Origin of the sequence: Larsenimonas rhizosphaerae (assembly GCF_026240105.1) — a bacterium.
Taxonomy (GTDB): domain Bacteria; phylum Pseudomonadota; class Gammaproteobacteria; order Pseudomonadales; family Halomonadaceae; genus Larsenimonas; species Larsenimonas rhizosphaerae.
On record NZ_JAPIVE010000003.1, the window covers coordinates 274,106 to 297,294 of the forward strand.

Here is a 23,189-nt window from a genome sequence, read left to right on the forward strand (position 1 = left end):
ACGAATTACCTCAAACAGAATGTTTTGAACAACTTTCTTTTCTGCTGAGTAATCTAGAGGATTTTTTTACTTACATTTATGCCGATATGATTAACATGATACAGAATGGATAAATAATACTAACAGAAATTAACGTTTAAGATTTTTAAATTCATCAAGTTTTAAACCATTCTATATTAAAGGATGTCATACCAATTATTTTAACCAGACATGCGGACTACAAAAATAATTAAAAAGTAAAAATAAATAACCAGGATACGGGGGCACTTAAAACCAGAACACTGATACCTTTAAAGACAACAGGACTAATCACAGCCATCCTTTAAGCTACACCAGGTCTCATCCACACTATCAGCGCTGCCGGATAAACAGGATCATCGGATGACAGACACACCATCAAAAATGGCGCCCGAAGGCGCCACGATGTACATGAAGCATGGAGAGTCAGCGCCCGCAGGGGCAATTTCACCTACGATGTCTCACTGTCATCCAGCGCCCTCACCCACCTGTCAGAAGGCCCGGCATGGACCATGAACCAGGGGTTAAGCAATGACGCCTTCTGGTTGTAGCGCAGGGGAAGCCTTGTTTCGATATTCATCACCTCCCCACCGGCTGCCCGTACCACAGCATGTGCGGCAGCAGTATCCCATTCACAGGTAGGGGCAAAACGCGGATAGAGGTCTGCCTTGCCTTCAGCCACCAGACACAGCTTGATCGAGCTTCCCATGGATACCCGCTCATGAGCAGGCAGACGGGCACAAAAGGCTTCCAGTGCATCGCTGCCATGGCGGCGACTGGCAACCACGTGCCAGGGGGCTGTATCCGGTGCGGGCAGAGGGCGCACCTTGATGGAAATATCGCCTCCTTCCTCGCGTCTGAATGCCCCGATACCCTGCGCGCCCCACCAGGTTACTCCCAGCACCGGCGCATGGACAATTCCGAACACGGGTTCACCCTGTGCAATCAGGGCCACATTGAGGGTGAACTCACCGTTCTTGTTGATGAACTCCTTCGTGCCATCCAGGGGATCGATCAAAAAATAACGATCCCACTGGCGGCGCTGCTCAAAGGCTACCTCAGCATCCTCTTCGGAAAGCACGGGTACCTCGGGGAAGTGACGACCCAACAGTGCTACCAGTGCGTGATGAGCCGCCATGTCCGCCTCGGTCAGCGGGCTGTCATCTGCCTTGGTGGCAATATCAAAATCGCGTTGATAAATCGCCAGAACCTGACGCCCCGCCTCGATGACACCCTCGATCAGGGGATCGCGTTGCTGGCTGTCCATTATGAGCACTCCTGAAAAAAGCTTGAATTATCGGGAAGTATCTACTTCGGTGAAGGATTTCACCAGATCATCGATCGCCTTGATCTGTGCAAGAAAAGGCTCAAGCTTCGATAGCGGTAACGCACTCGGACCATCACAGCGGGCATTTTCAGGGTCAGGATGAGCCTCAAGAAAAAGACCTGCCAGACCGGTCGCCATACCAGCACGTGCCAACTCAAGTACCTGGTCGCGACGGCCGCCGGATGCGGCACCCAGCGGATCACGGCACTGAAGGGAGTGAGTTACATCAAAAATGATCGGACGATTGCCTGTCACCCTTTTCATGACACCAAATCCGAGCATATCAACAACCAGATTGTCGTAGCCGAAACTGGCGCCACGCTCGCACAGAATAATCCGGTCATTGCCGCACTCAGTAAACTTGTCCGCCACGTTCTTCATCTGATGCGGGCTCAGAAACTGTGGCTTTTTGACGTTGATCGGTTTGCCGGTTTTTGCCATGGCTTCAACCAGATCAGTCTGGCGGGCCAGAAAGGCTGGCAATTGCAACACATCCAGCACCTCGGCAGCGGGTACGGCCTGCTCGATTTCGTGGATATCGGAGATGACCGGTACGCCGAACTCCTCCTTAACCTTTTGAAGAATACGAAGTCCTTCCTCAAGCCCAGGCCCACGAAACGAGTGGATGGAAGATCGGTTAGCCTTGTCGAACGAGGCCTTGAAAACGTAGGGGATACCCAGCCTGCCCGTCACTTCAACGTAATGTTCACAGGCACGTAGAGCAAAGTCTTCACTCTCGATCACGTTAATACCACCAAAAAGCGTAAAAGGCAGATCATTGCCTACCTTAATAGTATCATTGACAAAAACTTCCATAAATCACCTTCCAAAAGAATTAAAAAATTTATTTAATCTGAAGATTTAATTTTATAACGACAAAAACTTCCCACCTTCTCATCTATTTCAACTGATAAATTGCCTGAAAGTTTACTGCATTCATCACCATAGCCAATCAAATAATCAACAGGGAAGTCACTGAAATCAAAGGAATCGGAATCGATATACACACGAACCACATCTGGTCGTGGAGTTTCAAAATGTATAGTTCCTTTCTCCCTTTCATCCAAGATAAAAAATAAATGTTGATATCGATTATATATTTCCGAATATTTTTTTTCAGGATCCAAAAAACTCCAAAGCTTTTTGTCCGGATAATAGAAAACTCCCGACAGGGTTTTGAACCCCATACTGGCAAGTGCCATACCATTGACCTGACTTCCAAAAACCAAGTATGTTTTATCCTTCAACAAGATTTTTTCTACGGCTTTTGAAGGCACAACTTCACTGGGAGAAACGGAAACAGGATTGAATTTAAAAACCGAATAAACATTAAACAATACAATAGCGGTAAAGAAAAAAAACTTTCTATTCAAGAAAATACTGAAAGAACCAATAAAAGCAAGAACCACCACAGGAACAATCAAATAAAAACTAAAGCTCACGTCGTATTTATTTAAATATTCCTGTACTGACAGAAAGGCAATCAAGGCCCAAGTAATACTCATCAAGAAATAAGCGACTGATGCTTTTGCTTTGAAATGGAGCCTATCGGACCGTGAAAAAAGCAATACTAATAAAATAGTTTGAACAACCCCCAAGGAAAGGTCAACACGACTTGTCGGAACTCGTCCTAAAAGAGTTATTTTAACCAGCCATTCAGGTAACCCAAAAAGACAAAAAACAAAATAAATACATGCTAGTAAACCAGCACTCCAAAAAGCGAAAAAATTTGCTTTACTTGAGAAGCGCTTCCTGCCACCTAAAAAAGCCGCAATGAATATCGGTAAAAATAAAAAAATAAAACTAGAGGCTTCACTACTATTCGTTCCAGCAGGAACATTACTGGAAAGTGACAAGGGCCCAGCATAACCTTTGAAAAAAAGTTGAGACGCAGAAACACCGCCGCCAACCACAGAATCACGCTGGCCCGGATAAATCGTGTTTGAAATAGCATTTACTGCAGCTCCAGCCTCACCCCACCACATCAAGAACAGCAAGCCTGCTACCAGAAAAGAACCTAGAATAGATCCTATGAATACTGCCGAGCTTTTCCCCTCATGCCTTATTTTCCCAATTAAAGTAGGCACACCAAATGCCAAAAAAGAAAAGGTGAGAGTTATTTGCCATGGTGGATAGAGTACAAGGAAGAAACCAAAAAAACATAGTCCTAGACAAAAAATTTTAAGAAGTGTGGCCGGCAGATTACTAGCTTTATTCGCAAGAGATATCATAAGGCAGAAGGATAAAGCGGGGAAAAAGCACGCATATGCCGGCCAGAATGACCATGCCCATATATATGGAGAAGTTACAAAGAAAAGTGATGCTAATGAAGCCAGAGTTGCAGGTACGGAAAAACAATACTTAAGCATCCATAGTAAAGCCAGAAATGTAGCAAACAGGGGGAACCACCAGTACCATGAAAGGGCATTTTTAATCGGTAAAAAAAAGAACCCCCAAGTTGACGGCTTACCTACTGTGGAAAAAGATGATGAGGGTAAACCCAGCATACCTACGACAAGAGTATTCTTGCCGCTCAAGCCATAATTATCATTAACTATGGGGAATCGCTCGGGAACGTGGTTATATTGTGAAATAGCCATAGGTGTGGATACTAACCATTCATCCGACCTCACCCCCTGTGACTTAAAAAAAATCTCATGACCACTTTGCTTTACAAAAGCCGTGCTTTTCATTAGATTTTGAAAAGATGACCCCGTAAGGCCTGATACAACCAATACTAAAAAAATAAGCAAGGCCGATAGCGTCACTCTTAAAGCAATATAATGATCGTGCGATTCTTCTATTACGGATTTATCTTCGAAAGCAGCCATATTATTCCTCAAAATTGCAGAGTTCTTGATTTTTATTCTCTTCGTTTTTTAATTTCTGCTTACCATCGTAGTTAAGGCTTCTTTCATGCAGGATATTTTTGGGCGTGGACTGTATATCGTACCCCAAAAAAGCCAACACTAATTGTAACCCGACAATTAAAGAGGTGGATGAAAGGACAATTGTTCCCACTGCGGTAGCGGATTCCTGACTCGCGGAGTAAATCCAATTAGCTCCACCATAAATCACGCCGAAAACAAAGAGCAAAGAGCCCAACAATAACTCGATGGAAGCAATAGATACATCTCGTAAAAAATATGAATAAAAAATACGTTTATTAAAATTTTTAAAATGTTTACATGCAAACTCAAAAAGCACAGAACGTACATGAAGATTGCTGACTTCATCGTCATATTTTGCATCCATAGGGATATCCTGAACCACGGCCCGGAATGTGCTCAATCTAAAAAGCAGGTCTGTTTCAAAAAAATAACGGTTACTTACCTTACTCAAGGGCAATAACCTTGCGACATCAGCATGAATTGCTGTATAGCCATTTGTAGGATCAAAAAGATTCCAGTACCCAGTAGACAACTTTGCCATAAAAGAAAGCGCAGCGTTACCAAAAATTCTGATTCTTGGCATTTTAAATATATTGGCAAGATCATAAAATCTATTACCTTTTGTGTAGTCTGCATGACCTCGCAAAATTGGAGTGATAAATCGCGGAATTAGTGATGGGTCCATCTGACCATCGCCATCAACTTTCACAAGTATAGTTGCACCATCCGCTACGGCTCTCCTATAGCCAGAGATAACAGCACCACCAACTCCCTTGTTAAATTCGTGAAACAATACATGTACTTTTTGATTTTTTATTTCTTTTTGAACCAACAACCCTGACTGCTCAGGGCATAGATCATCAACAATATATATATCGTCACACCAGAGCAATAACTCTCTAACAAGATCGCATATATGAAAACTTACTTTATATGCAGGGACAATGGCAGCAACCTTAATATCGTTGAACCGTAACTCGCTTATGTAATCATTATAGTATCTACTAGTCATTATTTATAGATCCAGTATTTTGAAGCAAAGAAACTCAAAAATGCCAAAACGGCCTCAATAATCGGCTTGGCTATCCATGCCGCCTTTAGCTCCAGAGCATTAGTAATTATATAAAGAGAAAGCGTGCTAATACTCGTGACCACCATCCAGAAAAAAATATAACGTAATGACTGTATTAAAATTTTTCCACCATTCTTGTTTTTTGAAAAGGTAAATATTTTATTCAGTATAAAGCCAGTAAAAGCACCAGCAATGCGTCCTAATATATTGCCCCATAGCACTGACACACCTGTATTCGTGCTCAGATAAAATATAAAGGAATCAAGAGCTAGCAGAAAACCGCCCACAAGCAGAAAGCACACTGCTTCCGTGACAAAATCAGGCACCCTATCCTCGTAAAACACTCTTATATTCTTAATCATTAAAACCTTCCAATTATATACTTAAAATAAATAATAAAAGTCATGCAAGACCTAACACCCCTCGAAAAATTTTATCCTCGAAAACTGGCTACCAAATATCATATACCTTCTTATAAAAGAATAGAGCACTTCCAATTCGCCCAAGACTATCAGTAAAGCTAAAAAACAGAGAGAAATAGAGCCAATGGTATGCTGCCCTTCTAACCATACAATAAGCTCTTTTTTATAAGGGAGTGTGGCCGGGTCAAAATCGGTACGGGATGCCAGTTGCTGCTTGAGCACAGCCTTCCCATGGGATAATAGCAGACCGGGATACGTATCACGTCAAGTGGACTGTCTTTCAATAACCGAAGGGCATATTCGTGCAGCATGTCAGTGTTGACAAGGGTTCCATCCAGGTCAACTACCAGTGGACACTGAGTCAAAATCATTCCCCTGAAGCATTTTTATAATCAAGAAAAAGCAGCCTAGCCACTAAAAAGAACCATGAAAAAATGACACTCTACCACTTTAAAACCATTCGCACACCATCCTGGTTACCGTCAAATAGTCACTCTGTACCAAATCCTTGACTTTTCACAAACTCAATTTGCCTACTATCAAATATCCCGGTATCCATATCCCTGTACCTTGGCAAAGCTGCTTTTCTGTCTGGGATACTGTATAAGTCAGAACTTAAATCCGAGGATATATTAACCCCCGAGTACTCGGCCAACTTATTTATTTCAACTTCTGGGGAAATACAGAACTCAGCATGATTCAAAACAAGAATACGATCCTTATACTTCTCTTTCTTGCTTAGAATCTTTTTAGTCGTAGCTATCCAGTACTCAAGCTGTTTATAGGCCATTTCATCATCTGATTCATCACCCCTCACCTCTACACCAAAAAAACTTCCCCAGTTCATCAACTGCTGTTTTTTTAGAGAACGCCATATCAAGACCGTTTCTTAGCACATGGATATATTTAACGTCACTCATGCAATCGATAATATTGTCTATATATATGAGTATTGGGTTCATTCCTGCCCCAGAAGCTATCTATGACCTGATTGCAGAAAAAATGCTTTCCTAAAAGCTTGAATGAAGGAGGCTCATTTTTCATAATGCCATTTTTCGAAGATGCCTTTATAAAAAACATTAAATCGCTGATGGATAGATTCCCACACATATAGTTCTGGAACACTTCAAGACGACGCTGAATATCTTTTTTTTCAGCACAAGCGAACCATTCGGGATCCTTGAACAGCCTTGTGAAAGTTAAATTATCTCTTGATTCGTTTATATCATCCCCAAAAAAACCACCCAAGGCCATCAACACATCAGCAACAGCTCTGGTACCACTACCTCCTAATGCCCCTACTGCAATTATTTTTCCACTCATTTAACACCCCGGATGGAAATGGAATCAGAAAACATCACGACATGAAAAAATCCTCAAAAATGTCATGAATATTATTTTAATATCAAGCAATAATGACCAGTTTTCTATATACCAAAGATCAAATTCTATACGCTTTTTAAGGTCGGTATCTCCGCGCCAGCCGTTGACTTGCGCCCAACCGGTAATACCTGCTTTCATCATGTGTTTTTGCATGTAGCCAGGAATTTCACTTTTGAACTGATCGACGAACAGGATGCGCTCAGGGCGCGGCCCTACTATCGACATATCACCTTTCAAAACATTAATGAACTGGGGCAACTCATCCAGGCTCGTTCGACGGAGCCAGCGCCCTATCGGGGTCATTTGTTTATGTCTGGCCTGGCCCCAGGTAACACCATCCTGTTCTGCAGTAGTGACCATACTGCGAAACTTGAGCATGTCGAACGCTTTACCGTTCCAGCTCATACGCTGTTGGCGATAAAACACCGGCCCTTTTGACGTTAATTTCACTGCAATCGCCAGACTCAAAAACAGCGGTGAGCAGAGCAACAAGGCCATTACCGCCAGCAACCTGTCTTCCAGCAGTTTGAAAAACTGAGCTGAATCACTCATGGGACTACACGACATATCCAAGAGATAAAGCCCGCCCACTGTTGAAATATTGTGATTCAACAACCGTAATCCCTGCATGTCAGGCATATAGCGTACGTTGGCAACGCAATAACTCAGCACGGACATGACCTCTTCCACGACCGCCCCACGGGATAAGGGCAAGCAGATCCATATTTCGTCGGCCTGCATGTTGTCATCGACTGCCGGATCAAAGGGCCGGCAGTCGGCTATTCCCAGGGTTTCATGGCCCGATGCCGTATCCATCAGACGTATCCGGGCGATGTCGAAGCCTACCGACGGGTTATTACGCATCGCGTGTACTGCAGTACGGCATGACTCAATATCACCTACCAGAATAATTTGTTTCCGATTTTTGCCATAACGACGCAGGCGATTGAGCGCCGGATAAGCCAACGTGCGTATGCCCACAGATAACACAAAGGCCATCAATAACCAGTACATCAACCACAAACGTGAAAACCGGATACCTGTTTTAGAGAGGTAAAGATAGGTAAAGATGATCGCGCCCAGAATCATGAAACCATGACCGATACGCACCACCAGCTCTACGCGGACAGCACCGCGCCACGAGCGGTATACACCACTGGCCGAAAAAATGATCATTCCCGATAGCGTCGAGAAAAGCATCATCCACAGGTAGCGCTCATCAATCGGCCCCGAGACTCCGAAGCGAATAGCGTAGGCAGCAAACCCGGCCAGGATAATGGCAGCGACATCGGCCAGCCTGGCCGCCAGGTGTGAATAAGGTGCAAACCCTGAGATTGTTTTAATAACCATTGAATCACTGTTTATCGTATTCGGTAATCATGTCACTGGCCTGCTGCCGTCAGGTAAGAGAGGATGAGGTCAGCTCTATTTTTCGATCGCAAACGCGATTTACCTGTTCCTCTGAATGAGAAACCAGTAGCACGGTCTGATCTGAATGGAGCTTTTTCATCATTTCGGCCTCCGCCTTTTTTTTGAAGTCGGCATCCCCGACACTCAATATTTCATCAAGCAATAACACGTCAGGTGTCATGTACATGGCGACCGCAAAACCAAGGCGCGAGCGCATTCCCGAAGAATAGGTCTTCACCGGTTGATCCATGAAAGAACCCAGCTCTGAAAATTCTCGAATATCATTCAGTCGCGCCACAATCTGCTGACGCCGGTATCCCAGTAGCATGCCACTGATAATGGCGTTATCTACCCCTGACAGATCAGCATCAAACCCTGCAGCAAGTGATAACAGTGATACAGTCACACCATGATTTATAAACCTTCCGGTATCGGGCTTTATAATGCCGGCTATCAAACGAAGCAGTGTTGACTTTCCTGCGCCGTTCCGCCCTATGATGCCCAGGGTTTCCCCACGATAAATATCAAGGTTCAGCCCCTCAAACGCCTGGTAATACCCTGGTTTTTTAAAGCGCCCACCCTGCTGGCGATAACGCACCCCCACGTCCTTCAGGGAAATAATAACTTCACTCCCAGCAGGTGCTCCATTCATTGTCCCACCACCCTTGGCAAGTCACTTTCAACCCGTTTGTAAAACCACGAAAGGGCAATGCCGCCTATGCTACAGCCCAGCAATATCCACCCCATGCCAGACCAGTCTGGCCATTGCCTATCCATCAGCACCAGACGATATTGATATAACAGACTAGCCATCGGGTTGGAAAAAAACAGCGTTTGCCACTTTTCAGGGATAGTATCAACGGTATAAAAGACGCCGCTACAAAACAGCATGAATTGAATTCCGGTCGGAATAAGGTTGTTTAAATCACGAGCAAAAGGCACCAACAAAGCCAGAAAGCAACCTATAACCGACATCAACACTAACTGGAGGACGATAATGGGTAACAATGCAATCCAGTGCCAGGTAGGGTGCAGCCCATAAAAAATCAAAAAACCAATCAAGAGTAAAAATACCGGCATTTGTTTGCCAGCATTTTGCATAATACCCACCAGCGGAAAGAACAAGGGGGAAATATGCACCTGGTTCATCAACCCTCGTCCTGCAAAAATGGCATTGGAAGATTGCTGTACCGTTTTTGCGAACCATTGAAAGGGAACCAGCCCGGTCAACAGATAAACGATGAAATCCCCTCCACCGCCTCGGTGCAGCATTACTCCAAATACCAGATAAAACACGCTCATATAAAGCAGTGGGTCCAGCACCCACCAAAAGTAACGGAGCGAATTCTGGCTGGCTTCCGACTTGAGATTAAAGCAGGCCTTGACCCATACAAGCTCAACAAACTGGGCCGCATTGCGTCGTCGCGGTGGGGCAATATGATCGCTGGCCAGGTCAGGGCGGTCAAAGCTTGCCAACCATTCAAGTCCGTATTCTCTGGCAAGCTTGAGCCTTCGCGCCTGTTTCACATGGCCCTGCGCCTCCGCCGCTTCAGCAGCGCGCTCATAGCCAGCCGGCATATCAGGAAAACGCGCACGCACCTCAGCCCAGCGCAGCAGCGCTTGCGACCAAGCCATACGCCTCATGGAAATTTCGGCATACTGACACCACGCAGAGGCTTCATTACTATAAAGGTCTCGCGTCCGCGCATTGAGCGCATCGGCTTCATCGAAAGCATCATCCAGCATCGCCTGCTCCGCTGCTGACATCATTACTGCCAACTGATGCGGAAAGCGCTCAAGCGTTTTATTCAGATATGTGCGTGCCTGCTCGTTGGCTCCCTTGGCACGATAGAGCGCTACCAGTTCAAGCCAGGCATTCGGGTTGGCTTCAAAGCGCCGAATAGCCTCTGTCAAAAGCTCCTCAGCCGTATTCCAGTCACCCAGTTGGCGATGGCAAATAGCAGCCTGTACCCATACGTCAGCGACCTGCCCATGTGCGGCACGAAGAGTAGCCCAGCGTTCGGCAGCCAGCTGCCAACGCTGCTGTTGCATTGGGGCCAGTGCCCACTCCATGGCATCCTGGCTATGTACTGTATTATCCATCATTAGTCCTGTTGACCTGCAGTGATCGCTATTCATTTAGACTGTTGAAGTTCTTCAGGACTTGTCCCAGAAACGTCGATGCATACTCAACCGCCGTTTCAGCCAGTTGGGTAATCTTTTTTCCTGTTGACCGAGCTTGTAGAAAACAAGTTTGCCCACATTCCGTACGACTGAGAGAGCCCATAACGCTTTATTTGATTTTCCCAGATACTTGAGCTCTTCGATAACAAATCGCTTGCCTTCTCCACTGGCGGTACCAAACCGCTCAAGAATCCAGGGTGCACGCCCGTGGAAAACACCAATGTCAAAATAGCGCCGCCATTCCTGCGAGATTGAATAGTTATGAGAGTGAATACATTCAGAATTTGCGACATATGAAACGACCCATCCGGCCTGCACCAGTAGCGCAGCTGCCCAGGCATCTTCACCAAGAATAATCCCGTCAGGAAATCCTCCTACCTGCTGAAGTGCCTGTCGCCGATAGGCAGCAAAGGAATTTGAAATAAAGACCGTTTTCATCCCCAATGAAGGAATGGAGGCCAGCGATTGCCGACGCGATACGCCCGGATAATTAAAGTCTCTCAGAAATGCCGCAAAAGGTGTTGCATCAGCTCGTGGAAGCTGGCGCCCATAGGCTGCGCCAACCTGGTGGTCATCAAACGCATCCACAAGACGCTCAAGAGCCAAGGCGTCAGCCAATACAACGTCCTGTGTTAGAAACGTGCATATATCATACTGCTCCAGCGTATCGACCATGCGCTGCCTCGTCCCGCCATGGTCAAATGTCTCAACATTTATTTCCGTCACCTCTGCACCAGCAGCACGTGCTGCGAGGCGACTATCATCCTCGGAACTGGAATCCACGATGTATAGATCAAATGGCTGTTTCTGAATCGCAAGCGACGCAAGCAGCGCCTTGATATCGTCTCCGCCATTGCGAGTGGGAACGATGCAGGCGACACGTAATGAATCTGTCATATCCAATGGAGTCTCTGGCTCAAGCCTGTGGCCTTTTCTTAAGGCGCCGAAAGGTCAGTACTGTTTTACGCTGCACGATATTCCACAGCGAGACGTCGGGATCGATCGCCCTCGCTTGCCGATAGATTGCCCACCAGGGCTTGATAAACCCCCACTGCTTGAAAAGGGTACGTATATAATAAAATACATCGATATCCCGGGCGCCAACGACATTGGCGCCATGCTGGCGATACTTGACCAGTGGCCGGTCAACGAAACCAATTACACCACCGTGATAGCGTACTTTTGCCGCGATCCACCAGTCATGCATTATGGCCTCTGGTGGTATGGGGAGTACCAGATCTCTCGCAGCACGATTGATCAGTAAAGTACAACCCGTCACATTATTTTGAACCATCTGATCAAGCACAGAGCCATGAACACGAGGGAGACACTGACTATCAAAAAAGGATGGTGAAAGCGTATTCAATGTAGCGTCCACTACCTCGAGATCACAGTGCACAATAATCGGCCTGTCTGGATAAAGCGCTTCAAGATGCTGCATTTCGGCCATTTCCAGCGTCAACTTATCAGCATCCCAGACATCATCCTGATCACAAAAAGCCACATAGTCAGATGAACTATTTTTCAATAATTCAGAGAAATTTTCCTTGGCAGAGACCCTGCCGGAGGAATCCAGAATCCTGTAACGCGCTCCCTTTCGAAAAGCTTCCCTGATAATGGATAATGATCTGTCACAGGACCCACCATCACGTACACATAGCATCTTGTCCTTATAGACCTGCATTTGCAGAGAAAGGATCTGTGACTCAAGATATTTCTCGCCATTGAAAACGGCCAACAATATCTCAATACTCATTATTTATTAAATACTCTCTGGTCAATTTTTGACCATTTTGCTCAATAAAGCATTCAACGTTATCATCTTCATTGAAAACCGCCTTAGATACAAACCCTATAACGCGGCGCTCCGGAAAGAAAACCGATGGCCCCGGCATGTGGACATCTGATTCAACAGTATCCACATGGACGTTATTTATATATACCTTCACCCTTGGGGGCGTATTATCATTTTCAAACCACGCCCAACCTTCTATGGCACCTGACGCACAGCTGGATATCGCACAGTGAGCAACATCCTTGCCACCGGCAAGCAATTCGCTACGCTGCCTGGATAGCAGGGTTGCCAAGTCATAGAGAACATAATCCTTTTTATTTAACTCAATAAATTCAGCCTTATGCCTATCGAGATCATGACGATTAAAACTTACCCTTGACTTGTCAGTAGACACATTTTCTCTGGTGACCGGAATTCTCAAGCCATATATCCTTTCAAGTGACATCAACTCACTTTCATATAACTCGGTAATACCAACAAAGCCTATGGCCTGAAGAGGCACATTTGCCAGCATTACCGACTGCCTGTTGATAAAGTCACTTCTTCCGATGACGTCAATAAAACTTCCTTTATAGCCGTTATCACGAACAAAATGCTCGTACTCGGACACCATCCTGTCCCAGGGGTTACGAATAAAGGTTAAAAACATGCATGCTTTAAAAATTGAGATATAACGAAATATCTCAAAATGACCCACAAGCCAAGAATATTTCTTTTTATTGAACTTGATGCCAAACAAACATTCATCGCGCTGATCATAATGATATTTTTTAACTATTCTCGATGTAACCCTGGAGTCCCTTGAATAGTCATAACATATCCTTCTACGACCAAACTCAACCTCAAGAGAAGTTCTGAAGCTTGTTCCCGCAGTCTTCGGGATATGTAAAAATACAAAACCACTCATAAATTGCCCCGAAGTTAAACCGTTGACCATGACAGGCTGAAATCTTCATGAATTAAAGACAAATTCGGATTATAAGCCGAATCCCTGTCAAGCAGGTCGCCCCAACGCTCTCTCATATAAGTCACTTCCGAGCTAAAGCGTGCCATTTTTTCAGGCGTATTTTCTGCACCCCGGCTGACCGACTCGTGATGATAAAGTTGGGCGTAAGGCGTCCATACATTACGATACCCGGCCTCACGAACACGCAGGCAGAAATCAACATCATTGAAAGCAACTTTCAGATGATCTTCATCCAACCCACCGACATCGTCATAAATGGATTTTCTGATCACCAGGCAGGCCGCCGTCACAGCGGAATAGCTACTGATCAAATTCAAACGGTTGAGATAGCCCGCCGAAGTACATGGAAAGTGCTTATGGGAGTGCCCGGCAACGCCACCGATGCCCAGCACAACACCAGCATGCTGTATTGTGTCATCCGGATAAAGCAGCTTGGCTCCTACCGCGCCAACCCCTGGCTGCAGGGCCAGGCTGACCATCTCGGTCAACCAGTCTTCGGAAATGACCTCGATATCGTTATTGACCAGCGCAATGACTTCTCCGCTCGCTCTGGCCACCGCATCATTATTAATTGCGGAATAATTGAAGGGCTGTTCATCCCGAATCACCTTGATATTCGGACGCCTGCCAAGCTCGGCGAAATAAGCCAGCGCCTCGGGATCATCGGAATTATTATCTACCAGCAAAATTTCATATTGCGGATAATTCGTTTTTGACATGATGCTGTCAATACACATCCTGACCAGATCAGCGCTATTGCGTGTAGGAATCACCAGGCTGACCAGGGGCGGGGAATCAGGCAATGTATAGCGGGCTCGATAGCCAAACGGTGTGGCTTCCACATGTCCGCGCCGCCCGGTACGCTGAAAATGCTCATTGAGCGCCTTGAGTCCTGCCTTGACAGTGTAGGGCTTGGCCTCGCCACCAGCTGAAGTACTTGCAGCATGCATACGCCAGTGGTAAAGCACTCGAGGAACGTGGTGAATCTGATGATCTTCAATCTGCTCAATGAAGCGAAGCGCGAGATCGTGGTCCTGTGACCCTTCCAGCCCGAGCCTGAAACCACCAATGCGTTCAATAATGTCGCGCTGATATACCCCCAGATGACAAATAAAATTCTGTGAATATAAAAGGTCACGGTTCCAGCCCGGTTTGAAATACGGCGCCTGACGGTGGCCGTATTGATCCACCTTGTCTTCATCGGAATAAAGCAGCTTCACATCAGGACAACCACGAATCGCCTCTGCCATGTAAAAAAGCGCGTGTTCTGTCAGCAGGTCATCATGATCGAACAGAGCCACCCATTCGTTTTTGGCCAATGCCAGAGCACTATTGGAACTGGCTGAAATATGACCATTTTCCTCTCGGAAAGCTACTTTGATGCGTGGTTCCGCCCGAGCGTAATGGTCAAGAATGTCTCGAATGGCGGGATCGGTCGAGGCATCATCAGCAATGCACAGCTCCCAGTGCGGGTAAAGCTGGCCGATGACTGAATCGATGGCCGCCCGCAGCATGTCAGGCTCGGGATTAAAGGTCGGCATGATAATCGAAAAGGTCGGGCACTCGTCCCACGCATTGATTATCTCCATAATGCGCCGTCGCTCGGCAACATCAAGGGTATCGAAATGCTCTACCCAGGCAGCGTAATCGTTACGGTCGATGCCCTGGAACTTAGCTGATAGGGGGCCTTCAACCGGGGAGTGCATGGTACCTGCGCGAATTTTGTAAAAGCCTCGCTTTAATCCGCTCACTCCTTCAACACGGTAAAGTTGTACGGCCTTTCGTACCATGCCCTTGACACCACCGCCCTGCTGTATCCCATGTCGGACAAGATTGACCCATGGATTGCTGCGCCCGCTATTCCCCAGATACCTGAGGGGCGCGGTAATTTTCCAGCTATCAGAAGCTAAAACGCTATCAAGTAATGCCTGTTGTTTTTCCAGATGCAGCCTGGTCGCCACCAGCTCATCCATAGTCTGCTGATGTGCTGCACCGATGCTCAGAACATGTTGATTACGCTCGTCAATGCTGTTTTCAAGCTCTGCATAATCAGCAGCAAGTATATTGCGCTGATGAACGGTTTCAGCAAGCTTTCTGGAAACGCTTTGGGAATTCGCCTCGTAACGTTCGCATCGGAGGCCATCGATGTACTCAAATGATGCGCACAGGTGCTGATGATAGCTGGCCAGCTGTTCCAAAATGGATTCATCATTTGATAACAGCGCGGTATAAAGTGCCTCACAGGCTTGAGATAGCTCAAATTCGTCTGAAGCGCGCTGATGATTGTTACGCAGCCCCTTTTCGGCAATGGAGTCAAACCCGGAAGCAGGTAGCCCCAAAAATTCGGCAATTGACTGTCCGGTACGCTCTTCCTCATCAATCAACTGATCGTAGTCGACCATGAGACGCGAATACCCGAAACGGCATACGTCGCAGTAGGCGTCATAGTTGTATACAAACCATAAGGCCAGCCCCAGCTGGCGATCAAACCCATTACGCTTTGCCAGTGAACCGGCAACATCCGAAGGGTGGCGTACGACGAAAACGACCCGAGCACTCGCACCAAGAATGGGGTGCCAGTATGAAAGCGTACGGCATATACGGGGATCCTTGAGTGCCACCATCGCCTTCTCATGGTTATCCTCCAGAAAGCTGTGCCACCAATGCGTCGCCGCGCTACTCCATTCCAGGCTGTGATGCTGGCTACATTGCGGGTTGATCAGTGTCCACCCTATTTCATGCCCAAGCAGCTGCTCGTTGAAGGCCACCAAAGAAAGGTCTTCCAGAAAACCACGCGGATTTTCCTCGGCAGCAGGCATGAGATTATTCCCAAAGCCCACGCCCATGGCTTCAAGCAACTGGCACACGGCGCTGGTTCCCGAGCGGTGCATGCCAACCACGAGTACAAGCTGCTGCTCGTTCATTATGCGTCTCTCTTGTTGAACACATCACCAGCTGCGATGACGTCTGCAAAATACGGGCTTGCTGCATCCTTTTCAGATACGCTGACATCACCGCTTAAAGGCCAGTCAATGGCAAGGGTTTCATCATCCCAACGAATACTGCGCTCATGTTTTGGCGCGTAGAAATCAGTAGTCTTGTATAAAAAATCAGCCGATTCAGAAAGTACAACAAAGCCGTGGGCAAACCCTTCCGGCACCCAAAGCTGGTGCTTGTTTTCCGCACTTAAATGCGCACCTACCCACTGCCCGAAGGTAGGCGAACTCTCACGAAGGTCCACGGCGACATCGAATACCTCACCTTCAACCACGCGTACCAGTTTACCCTGCGCGTATGGCGCAAGCTGATAATGCAGGCCGCGCAGCACACCCTGGCTTGAGCGGGAATGGTTATCCTGTACAAACTCGATATGCCGACCCACTGCTTCATCGAACTGCTTCTGGTTGAAACTTTCGAAGAAAAAACCACGCTCATCGCCAAACACTCGAGGCTCGAAAAGAATTACATCAGGGATGTTCTGCGGTACGGCCTTCATTGAATAACACCCTCTTTTAATATGCGCTGCAGATACTGGCCATAGCCATTTTTCATCAATGGCGCTGCCAGACGCTCGACCTGATCTGCGTCAATCCATTGCTGCCGATAGGCAATCTCTTCCGGGCATGCCACCTTAAGCCCCTGCCGGTGCTCGAGCGTGGCAATAAACTGCCCCGCCTCCATCAGGGACTGATGCGTGCCGGTATCAAGCCATGCATACCCGCGCCCCATACGCTCGACGTGCAGCAAGCCATGGTTCAGGTAGGCAAGGTTAACATCGGTAATTTCAAGCTCCCCCCGGGGCGAGGGTTTGATGTCTCTGGCAATATCAACGACATGTTCGTCGTAAAAATAGAGGCCGGTAACCGCAAAGCTGGACTTGGCTACCTCGGGCTTTTCCTCAATGCTGATCGCCTTGCCGGACGCATCAAACTCCACCACCCCATAACGCTCCGGATCCTGAACGTGGTAGGCAAATACACTGGCCCCTTCCCGACGTTCATTGGCCTGTTGAAGCAACACATGAAAATTCTGACCGTGGTAAATATTATCCCCCAGCACCAGCGCACAGGGGCTATTGCCAAGAAACTCCCTTCCGATCAGAAAGGCCTGAGCCAGCCCATCCGGAGAGGGTTGCACCGCGTACTGCAGGTTGACGCCCCACTGGCTGCCGTCACCTAGAAGCTGCTCAAAACGTGGCGTGTCCTGGGGAGTCGAAATGATGAGAATGTCCTGAATACCCGCCAGCATAAGCGTGCTGAGCGGGTAATAAATCATCGGCTTGTCATAAACAGGCAACAACTGCTTTGAGATGGCAAGCGTGGCCGGATGCAGACGAGTGCCGGACCCACCAGCGAGAATAATGCCCTTGCGCTTCATGATTATGTCCCTTTTATTTGTAAGCCCTCTTTTAAATTGATACCAATCAGGGCCTGTTTGCTATTTATTCAGATATTCAACCATCATGCGCTCTGCATGAAGCTGCCACCGGGGCAGCATCAGACCAAAGGTGCTGCACAGCTTGTCGGTATTGAAAAGTGAGTACGCCGGCCGACGTGCAGGTACCGGAAATTCGGCCGTTGTAATCGGTCGAATCTCTTCAGCTGAAAGCCGCGTTTCATATCCCAGGGCATTGGCATGCTGGATTACAAATCGTGCAAACCCATGCCAGGTGGTGTGCCCACCGGCCGCCAGGTGATAGATACCACTGGTACGCCTGGCAAAGTTACGATCGTCAAGAGCACGAGCCACCACCTGCGCAGTAACATCGGCAATCAATTCTGCACTGGTCGGGGCTCCGTACTGATCAGCCACCACATTAAGTTCATCTCGCTCGCTGGCCAGGCGCAGCATGGTTTTGGCGAAGTTCCCTCCCCGTGCGGCATACACCCAGCTGGTGCGGAAGATATAACCCAGGCAGCCACTGGCCGTAATCTCTCGCTCCCCGGCCAACTTGGTACGTCCATAGGCACTTAAAGGGCCTGTCTCGGCATCTTCCTCGTAACCCAGTTCATACGTGCCATCGAATACATAATCCGTCGAGTAATGGACGAAAACAGCACCCGTAGCATTCGCGCAATCGGCCAGAACTCGCACGGCCTCTGCATTGACAAGCCTCGCAGTCGCTTCATCATCTTCGGCCTTGTCTACCGCAGTGTACGCTGCCGCATTGATGATGGCCTGAGGGGCATGGGCATCAACCAGTGCTCTCAAACTCTCGGGCCGGGACAGATCGGCCTGCTCTCGCGTGCAGGCAACCACCTCGCCCAAAGGAGCCAGAGAGCGCTGCAACTCCCATCCGACCTGGCCATTGGCGCCCAAAAGCAAAAGCTTTACTGGTACTGTTTGTTGACCCATTCGCGATAAGCTCCGCTGGTGACATTTTCAACCCACGTTTGATTGGTCAGATACCATTGCACAGTCTTGCGAATACCTGTCTCGAAGGTTTCCTTCGGTCGCCAGCCCAGTTCGCGCTCCAGTCGGGTCGCATCAATGGCGTAACGCCGATCATGGCCCGGGCGATCCGTCACGAATGTGATCTGGCTACGGTAGGAGGCACCGTCACTCCGCGGGGCTTCCTCGTCCAGGATATCGCACAATGTATGAACCACATCGAGATTGGCCTTTTCATTCCAGCCACCCACGTTGTAGACCTCACCTGTCGTACCCGCCTCCAGTACACGACGAATGGCACTGCAATGATCCGTCACAAACAACCAGTCTCTTACCTGCTGACCATCTCCGTAGATAGGTAAGTCACGGCCGCCCAAGGCGTTATGAATGACCAGCGGTATCAGTTTCTCGGGAAAGTGATACGGCCCGTAGTTGTTGGAACAGTTTGTCGTTAGTACCGGCAGACCATAAGTATGATGGTAGGCCCTAACCAGGTGATCTGAAGCCGCTTTAGATGCCGAATAAGGGCTATTCGGTTCATAGCGATGCTGCTCGGTAAAGGCGGGGGCATCAGCCTCCAGAGAGCCATATACCTCGTCGGTCGACACATGCAGAAAACGAAAACCTGCAGCTGCTTCTTCATTCATATTCCGATGGTACTGGCGAACGGCCTCAAGCAATCGAAACGTTCCGACCATATTGGTCTGGATAAAATCTTCCGGACCATGGATAGAGCGGTCTACGTGTGACTCGGCTGCAAAATTGATGACAGCACGGGGCTGATGCCTGTCGAGCAGACCGATAACACAGTCATGGTCACCAATATCGCCATGAACAAATACGTGACGGTCATCACCTTCCAGATGTTCAAGGTTGGCCAGATTTCCGGCGTAGGTCAGCAGGTCCAGATTAATCACTGGCTCATCATGGTGAGCCAGCCAGTCCAGTACAAAGTTGGAACCAATAAATCCGGCCCCACCTGTCACAAGAATTGTCATCGCCATCCCTTATTCATGTAGTGTCAGCACAAACTCGGCTCAACCACTTGATACACCTGCGCCAACGACGTCATGGTCTCGGCAACAGGTCAAATTATCTTCCGCATAAACATCAGCGCTGAAGTGCCTTTAGTAACTGGCTGACAAGCGCATGTTGATCATACTGTCCTGCCTTCAGCACCACCTCGGCATCCATCGGCGTCTCATAGGGACTATCGATACCGGTAAAATCTCTTATTTTTCCTTCCCGCGCCTTTTTATAAAGCCCTTTAGGATCACGCTGCTCGCAGACAGTCAGGGGCGTATCTATGAACACCTCGACAAAATCCCCCTCATCAAACAGTACGCGGGCTTCTTTTCGGTCGGCCCGATACGGTGAAATAAAGGCAGTAATCACGACTAAACCGGCATCAACAAAGATTTTTGCAAGCTCACCTACCCGGCGAATATTTTCATTGCGATCCGCCTCGCTCATTCCTAGATCCTTGCAAAGACCATGGCGAATGTTGTCACCGTCCAACAGCATGGTGTGATAGCCATGGCGGTTCATTTCTACTTCCAGCGCATTGGCAATGGTGGATTTTCCCGAGCCCGACAATCCCGTAAGCCAGATGCACCGAGGCTGATGGCCCTTGATGGCAGCTCTCATTGCTGGCGTCACGCTAGTCGTATTCCACACGACCTCTGCCGGACTGTCGTTATCCCTGTATTCATAAGGCGTTTGAATATCCAGTGATCCTGTTACCATGCCGGCCCCCACGGTCACGTTGGTCAGCCGATCGATCACGATGAAGCTGCCCGTGCCCGGACTCCTGCGGTAGTTGTCGATCGGCACCGGGGAGGTCAGTTCCACCTGACACCGCCCGATGGCATTGAGCACCAGCTCGTCGGCGGCGTGGTGATCCAGGGTGTTGACGTCAATCTGGTAGTCGATGTGCCGGATCTGGCCGCTGACTTCCCGTGTACCGATCTTGATGTCGTACGCCCTGCCCGGCTGCATCGCCTGTTCGTGCATCCAGACAATGTCCGCCGTGAAGGCGTTGGATTCCGCAATTTCTGCATCCGCGGCGACCAGCCAGTCCCCCCGGGAGATGTCGATCTCGTCGTCCAGGGTCACGGTGATGGCCTGGCCCGGGTATGCCGCGTCCAGATCACCATCAAAGGTGACGATCCGTTCCACGGTCGAGGTCTTGCCGGAGGGAAGTGCCCTGACCGATTGACCCGGCCGCAGGATGCCGGCCGCCAGAGTGCCGCAGTAGCCGCGGAAGTCGAGGTTGGGCCGATTGACGTACTGCACCGGCAGGCGCAGGTCCGTCAGGTTCTGATCCCGACTCAGTTCGATGCCTTCAAGCAGGGCCAGCAGCGGCTGGCCGGTGTACCAGTTCATGTGCTCGCTGGCGTTGACGACGTTATCGCCTTCCAGCGCGGACATGGGCACAAAGTACAGGTTCGGTGCGTCGAGCTTGTCGGCAAACTGCTTGTACTGCTCGACAATTTCGTTGAAGCGGGCTTCACCGTACTCGACCAGATCCATCTTGTTGACCGCGATCACCAGATGCTGAATGCCCAGCAGGTCGGCGATGAAGCTGTGCCGACGGGTCTGGGTCTGCACGCCGTAACGCGCATCGATCAGGATGACCGCCAGGCTTGCCGTCGAGGCGCCGGTAGCCATGTTGCGGGTGTACTGCTCGTGCCCCGGGGTATCGGCGATGATGAACTTGCGCTTGTCGGTCGAGAAGAAGCGGTAGGCGACATCGATGGTGATGCCCTGCTCCCGCTCGGACTGCAGCCCGTCGACCAGTAACGCCAGATCCACCTTGTCACCGGTGGTACCGCTTTTTTTCGAGTCGCGAGTGATCGCGGCCAGCTGATCCTCGTAGATCATCTTGGAGTCGTGCAGCAGGCGCCCGATCAGGGTGGACTTGCCATCATCGACGCTGCCGCAGGTGATGAAGCGCAGCAGGTCCTTGTTCTCGTGTTCCTTCAGGTATTGCTCGATGTTCTCGGCAATCAGATCGGATTGGTGTGCCATTAGAAGTACCCTTCCCGTTTCTTTTTCTCCATCGATCCGGCCTGGTCGTGGTCGATGGCCCGGCCCGAACGCTCTGACGTGCGGGTCAGCAGCATTTCCTGGATGATGTCCGGCAGGGTCGCGGCATGGGATTCCACCGCGCCGGTCAGCGGGTAGCAGCCCAGGGTCCGGAAACGCACCCACTTCTCTTCGGGCACTTCTCCCTCGTTCAGCGGCAGGCGCTCGTCATCCACCATGATCTGCATGCCATCACGCTCGACGACCGGGCGGGGTGCGGCGTAATACAACGGGACGATGGGAATCGATTCGAGGTAGATGTACTGCCAGATATCGAGCTCGGTCCAGTTCGACAGCGGGAACACGCGAATCGATTCACCCTTGTTCACCTTGCCGTTGTAGACGTTCCAGAGCTCCGGGCGCTGGCTTTTCGGATCCCAGCGGTGGTACTTGTCACGGAAGGAGTAGACGCGCTCCTTGGCCCGCGAGGCTTCCTCGTCACGCCGGGCACCACCGAAGGCGGCATCGAACCCGTACTTGTCCAGTGCCTGCTTGAGGGACTGGGTCTTCATGACGTCGGTGTACTTGGAACTGCCGTGATCGAAGGGGTTGATGCCCGCTGCGCGGCCTTCCTCGTTGATGTGCTCGATCAGTTCCATGCCGGCATCCGCGGCCATCCGGTCGCGAAACTCGATCATCTCGCGGAACTTCCAGGTGGTGTTGACGTGCATCAGCGGGAACGGCGGCGTACCGGGATAGAAGGCCTTGCGCGCCAGGTGCAGCATGACGGAGGAATCCTTGCCGATGGAATACAGCATGACAGGATTGCGAAATTCCGCGGCTACTTCGCGGATGATATGTATCGACTCGGCTTCGAGCTGCTTTAAATGCGTCTGGCGCTCAGGTGAAAGCATCGCGGGTGATGAGGTATTCATGAGTTTATCTTTTCACTGTCAATGCTGTGATATCAGGCTTTCAAAACGCTTAAAAAAGCCTCGTGTAATGAGCAGCTAGTGCACTTGCACATCGGAAAATTAATGAGTACGAGTCTGTTTTTATCATACAGCGCGCGAAACGAACTAACTATACACACATTCATTACGGTTATTAATTATACACAACTAAATTAACAAAACTAAAAAACACATAACCTAAAGGATGAATCCGAATAAGTCGAACTCAACGTTTCAAGCTATTAGGCAGGGTACTAATCATGCAGGCAGAAAAGTAAACGTAAATACAGCTCGTTTACTGCTGTTAATCAGCTAATGACACACGACGGTGCGTGGTATCGAAAGGAAA

20 protein-coding genes are annotated in these 23,189 nt (G+C 48.8%); all 20 read right to left on the minus strand.

The window, feature by feature from the left end:
* Positions 1-469: 469 nt before the first annotated feature.
* Positions 470-1,285: a 3'(2'),5'-bisphosphate nucleotidase CysQ gene (gene cysQ, locus OQ287_RS11320; protein WP_265896480.1), complete on the minus strand. Its 816-nt coding sequence runs from the start codon at positions 1,283-1,285 to the stop codon at positions 470-472.
* A gap of 27 nt (positions 1,286-1,312) precedes the next feature.
* The gene (gene kdsA / locus OQ287_RS11325; protein ID WP_265896481.1) at positions 1,313-2,161 is read right to left on the minus strand and encodes a 3-deoxy-8-phosphooctulonate synthase; all 849 of its coding nucleotides are present in this window, start codon (positions 2,159-2,161) and stop codon (positions 1,313-1,315) included.
* Between the two features lie 32 nt (positions 2,162-2,193).
* Positions 2,194-4,176 carry a DUF7657 domain-containing protein gene (locus OQ287_RS11330; RefSeq protein WP_265896482.1) on the minus strand — a complete coding sequence of 661 codons (1,983 nt, stop codon included), beginning with the start codon at positions 4,174-4,176 and terminating at the stop codon, positions 2,194-2,196.
* Position 4,177: 1 nt separating this feature from the next.
* Entirely contained in the window at positions 4,178-5,248 is a 1,071-nt protein-coding gene (locus OQ287_RS11335; protein ID WP_265896483.1) for a glycosyltransferase family 2 protein, read from the minus strand.
* Entirely contained in the window at positions 5,248-5,670 is a 423-nt protein-coding gene (locus OQ287_RS11340) for a GtrA family protein (protein WP_265896484.1), read from the minus strand. Before OQ287_RS11340 ends, OQ287_RS11335 begins: the two co-directional genes overlap by 1 nt.
* A gap of 550 nt (positions 5,671-6,220) precedes the next feature.
* Positions 6,221-6,577 carry a hypothetical protein gene (locus tag OQ287_RS11345; RefSeq protein WP_265896485.1) on the minus strand — a complete coding sequence of 119 codons (357 nt, stop codon included), beginning with the start codon at positions 6,575-6,577 and terminating at the stop codon, positions 6,221-6,223.
* A gap of 65 nt (positions 6,578-6,642) precedes the next feature.
* A complete protein-coding gene (locus OQ287_RS11350) occupies positions 6,643-7,053 on the minus strand; it encodes a hypothetical protein (RefSeq protein ID WP_265896486.1) in 411 nt (136 codons plus the stop codon).
* A 24-nt stretch (positions 7,054-7,077) separates the two neighbouring features.
* Positions 7,078-8,463: an undecaprenyl-phosphate glucose phosphotransferase gene (locus OQ287_RS11355; RefSeq protein WP_265896487.1), complete on the minus strand. Its 1,386-nt coding sequence runs from the start codon at positions 8,461-8,463 to the stop codon at positions 7,078-7,080.
* A gap of 49 nt (positions 8,464-8,512) precedes the next feature.
* Entirely contained in the window at positions 8,513-9,175 is a 663-nt protein-coding gene (locus OQ287_RS11360; protein WP_250939188.1) for an ABC transporter ATP-binding protein, read from the minus strand.
* Positions 9,172-10,626, minus strand: coding sequence for an ABC transporter permease (locus OQ287_RS11365; RefSeq protein ID WP_250939185.1), 1,455 nt, complete (start codon positions 10,624-10,626; stop codon positions 9,172-9,174). The genes OQ287_RS11360 and OQ287_RS11365 overlap by 4 nt, the downstream gene beginning before the upstream one ends.
* Before the next feature lie 54 nt (positions 10,627-10,680).
* Positions 10,681-11,604 (minus strand): glycosyltransferase, encoded by a 924-nt coding sequence (locus OQ287_RS11370; protein ID WP_265896488.1) that lies wholly within the window; start codon positions 11,602-11,604, stop codon positions 10,681-10,683.
* Positions 11,605-11,623: 19 nt separating this feature from the next.
* Entirely contained in the window at positions 11,624-12,463 is an 840-nt protein-coding gene (locus OQ287_RS11375; protein WP_250939182.1) for a glycosyltransferase family 2 protein, read from the minus strand.
* Entirely contained in the window at positions 12,453-13,439 is a 987-nt protein-coding gene (locus OQ287_RS11380; protein ID WP_265896489.1) for a sulfotransferase family 2 domain-containing protein, read from the minus strand. The genes OQ287_RS11375 and OQ287_RS11380 overlap by 11 nt, the downstream gene beginning before the upstream one ends.
* Positions 13,424-16,393, minus strand: a complete 2,970-nt coding sequence (locus OQ287_RS11385) for a glycosyltransferase (RefSeq protein ID WP_265896490.1) — start codon at positions 16,391-16,393, stop codon at positions 13,424-13,426. Before OQ287_RS11385 ends, OQ287_RS11380 begins: the two co-directional genes overlap by 16 nt.
* Positions 16,393-16,965, minus strand: a complete 573-nt coding sequence (gene rfbC, locus OQ287_RS11390) for a dTDP-4-dehydrorhamnose 3,5-epimerase (RefSeq protein ID WP_250939176.1) — start codon at positions 16,963-16,965, stop codon at positions 16,393-16,395. Before rfbC ends, OQ287_RS11385 begins: the two co-directional genes overlap by 1 nt.
* Positions 16,962-17,846: a glucose-1-phosphate thymidylyltransferase RfbA gene (rfbA, locus tag OQ287_RS11395; protein WP_265896492.1), complete on the minus strand. Its 885-nt coding sequence runs from the start codon at positions 17,844-17,846 to the stop codon at positions 16,962-16,964. The genes rfbC and rfbA overlap by 4 nt, the downstream gene beginning before the upstream one ends.
* Before the next feature lie 60 nt (positions 17,847-17,906).
* Positions 17,907-18,824: a dTDP-4-dehydrorhamnose reductase gene (gene rfbD, locus OQ287_RS11400; protein ID WP_265896494.1), complete on the minus strand. Its 918-nt coding sequence runs from the start codon at positions 18,822-18,824 to the stop codon at positions 17,907-17,909.
* Positions 18,800-19,858, minus strand: a complete 1,059-nt coding sequence (rfbB, locus tag OQ287_RS11405) for a dTDP-glucose 4,6-dehydratase (RefSeq protein WP_250939172.1) — start codon at positions 19,856-19,858, stop codon at positions 18,800-18,802. Before rfbB ends, rfbD begins: the two co-directional genes overlap by 25 nt.
* Positions 19,859-19,970: 112 nt before the next feature.
* Positions 19,971-21,890, minus strand: a complete 1,920-nt coding sequence (gene cysN, locus OQ287_RS11410) for a sulfate adenylyltransferase subunit CysN (protein WP_265896496.1) — start codon at positions 21,888-21,890, stop codon at positions 19,971-19,973.
* A complete protein-coding gene (gene cysD / locus OQ287_RS11415; protein WP_265896667.1) occupies positions 21,890-22,801 on the minus strand; it encodes a sulfate adenylyltransferase subunit CysD in 912 nt (303 codons plus the stop codon). Before cysD ends, cysN begins: the two co-directional genes overlap by 1 nt.
* Positions 22,802-23,189 lie beyond the last annotated feature (388 nt).

Bases quoted from the DNA above. Each gene is read 5' to 3' on its own strand.
- cysQ (WP_265896480.1), bottom strand. From the start codon at position 1,285: ATGGACAGCCAGCAACGCGATCCCCTGATCGAGGGTGTCATCGAGGCG.
- kdsA (WP_265896481.1), bottom strand. From the start codon at position 2,161: ATGGAAGTTTTTGTCAATGATACTATTAAGGTAGGCAATGATCTGCCT.
- OQ287_RS11330 (WP_265896482.1), bottom strand. From the start codon at position 4,176: ATGGCTGCTTTCGAAGATAAATCCGTAATAGAAGAATCGCACGATCAT.
- OQ287_RS11335 (WP_265896483.1), bottom strand. From the start codon at position 5,248: ATGACTAGTAGATACTATAATGATTACATAAGCGAGTTACGGTTCAAC.
- OQ287_RS11340 (WP_265896484.1), bottom strand. From the start codon at position 5,670: ATGATTAAGAATATAAGAGTGTTTTACGAGGATAGGGTGCCTGATTTT.
- OQ287_RS11345 (WP_265896485.1), bottom strand. From the start codon at position 6,577: ATGAACTGGGGAAGTTTTTTTGGTGTAGAGGTGAGGGGTGATGAATCA.
- OQ287_RS11350 (WP_265896486.1), bottom strand. From the start codon at position 7,053: ATGAGTGGAAAAATAATTGCAGTAGGGGCATTAGGAGGTAGTGGTACC.
- OQ287_RS11355 (WP_265896487.1), bottom strand. From the start codon at position 8,463: ATGGTTATTAAAACAATCTCAGGGTTTGCACCTTATTCACACCTGGCG.
- OQ287_RS11360 (WP_250939188.1), bottom strand. From the start codon at position 9,175: ATGAATGGAGCACCTGCTGGGAGTGAAGTTATTATTTCCCTGAAGGAC.
- OQ287_RS11365 (WP_250939185.1), bottom strand. From the start codon at position 10,626: ATGGATAATACAGTACATAGCCAGGATGCCATGGAGTGGGCACTGGCC.
- OQ287_RS11370 (WP_265896488.1), bottom strand. From the start codon at position 11,604: ATGACAGATTCATTACGTGTCGCCTGCATCGTTCCCACTCGCAATGGC.
- OQ287_RS11375 (WP_250939182.1), bottom strand. From the start codon at position 12,463: ATGAGTATTGAGATATTGTTGGCCGTTTTCAATGGCGAGAAATATCTT.
- OQ287_RS11380 (WP_265896489.1), bottom strand. From the start codon at position 13,439: ATGGTCAACGGTTTAACTTCGGGGCAATTTATGAGTGGTTTTGTATTT.
- OQ287_RS11385 (WP_265896490.1), bottom strand. From the start codon at position 16,393: ATGAACGAGCAGCAGCTTGTACTCGTGGTTGGCATGCACCGCTCGGGA.
- rfbC (WP_250939176.1), bottom strand. From the start codon at position 16,965: ATGAAGGCCGTACCGCAGAACATCCCTGATGTAATTCTTTTCGAGCCT.
- rfbA (WP_265896492.1), bottom strand. From the start codon at position 17,846: ATGAAGCGCAAGGGCATTATTCTCGCTGGTGGGTCCGGCACTCGTCTG.
- rfbD (WP_265896494.1), bottom strand. From the start codon at position 18,824: ATGGGTCAACAAACAGTACCAGTAAAGCTTTTGCTTTTGGGCGCCAAT.
- rfbB (WP_250939172.1), bottom strand. From the start codon at position 19,858: ATGACAATTCTTGTGACAGGTGGGGCCGGATTTATTGGTTCCAACTTT.
- cysN (WP_265896496.1), bottom strand. From the start codon at position 21,890: ATGGCACACCAATCCGATCTGATTGCCGAGAACATCGAGCAATACCTG.
- cysD (WP_265896667.1), bottom strand. From the start codon at position 22,801: ATGCTTTCACCTGAGCGCCAGACGCATTTAAAGCAGCTCGAAGCCGAG.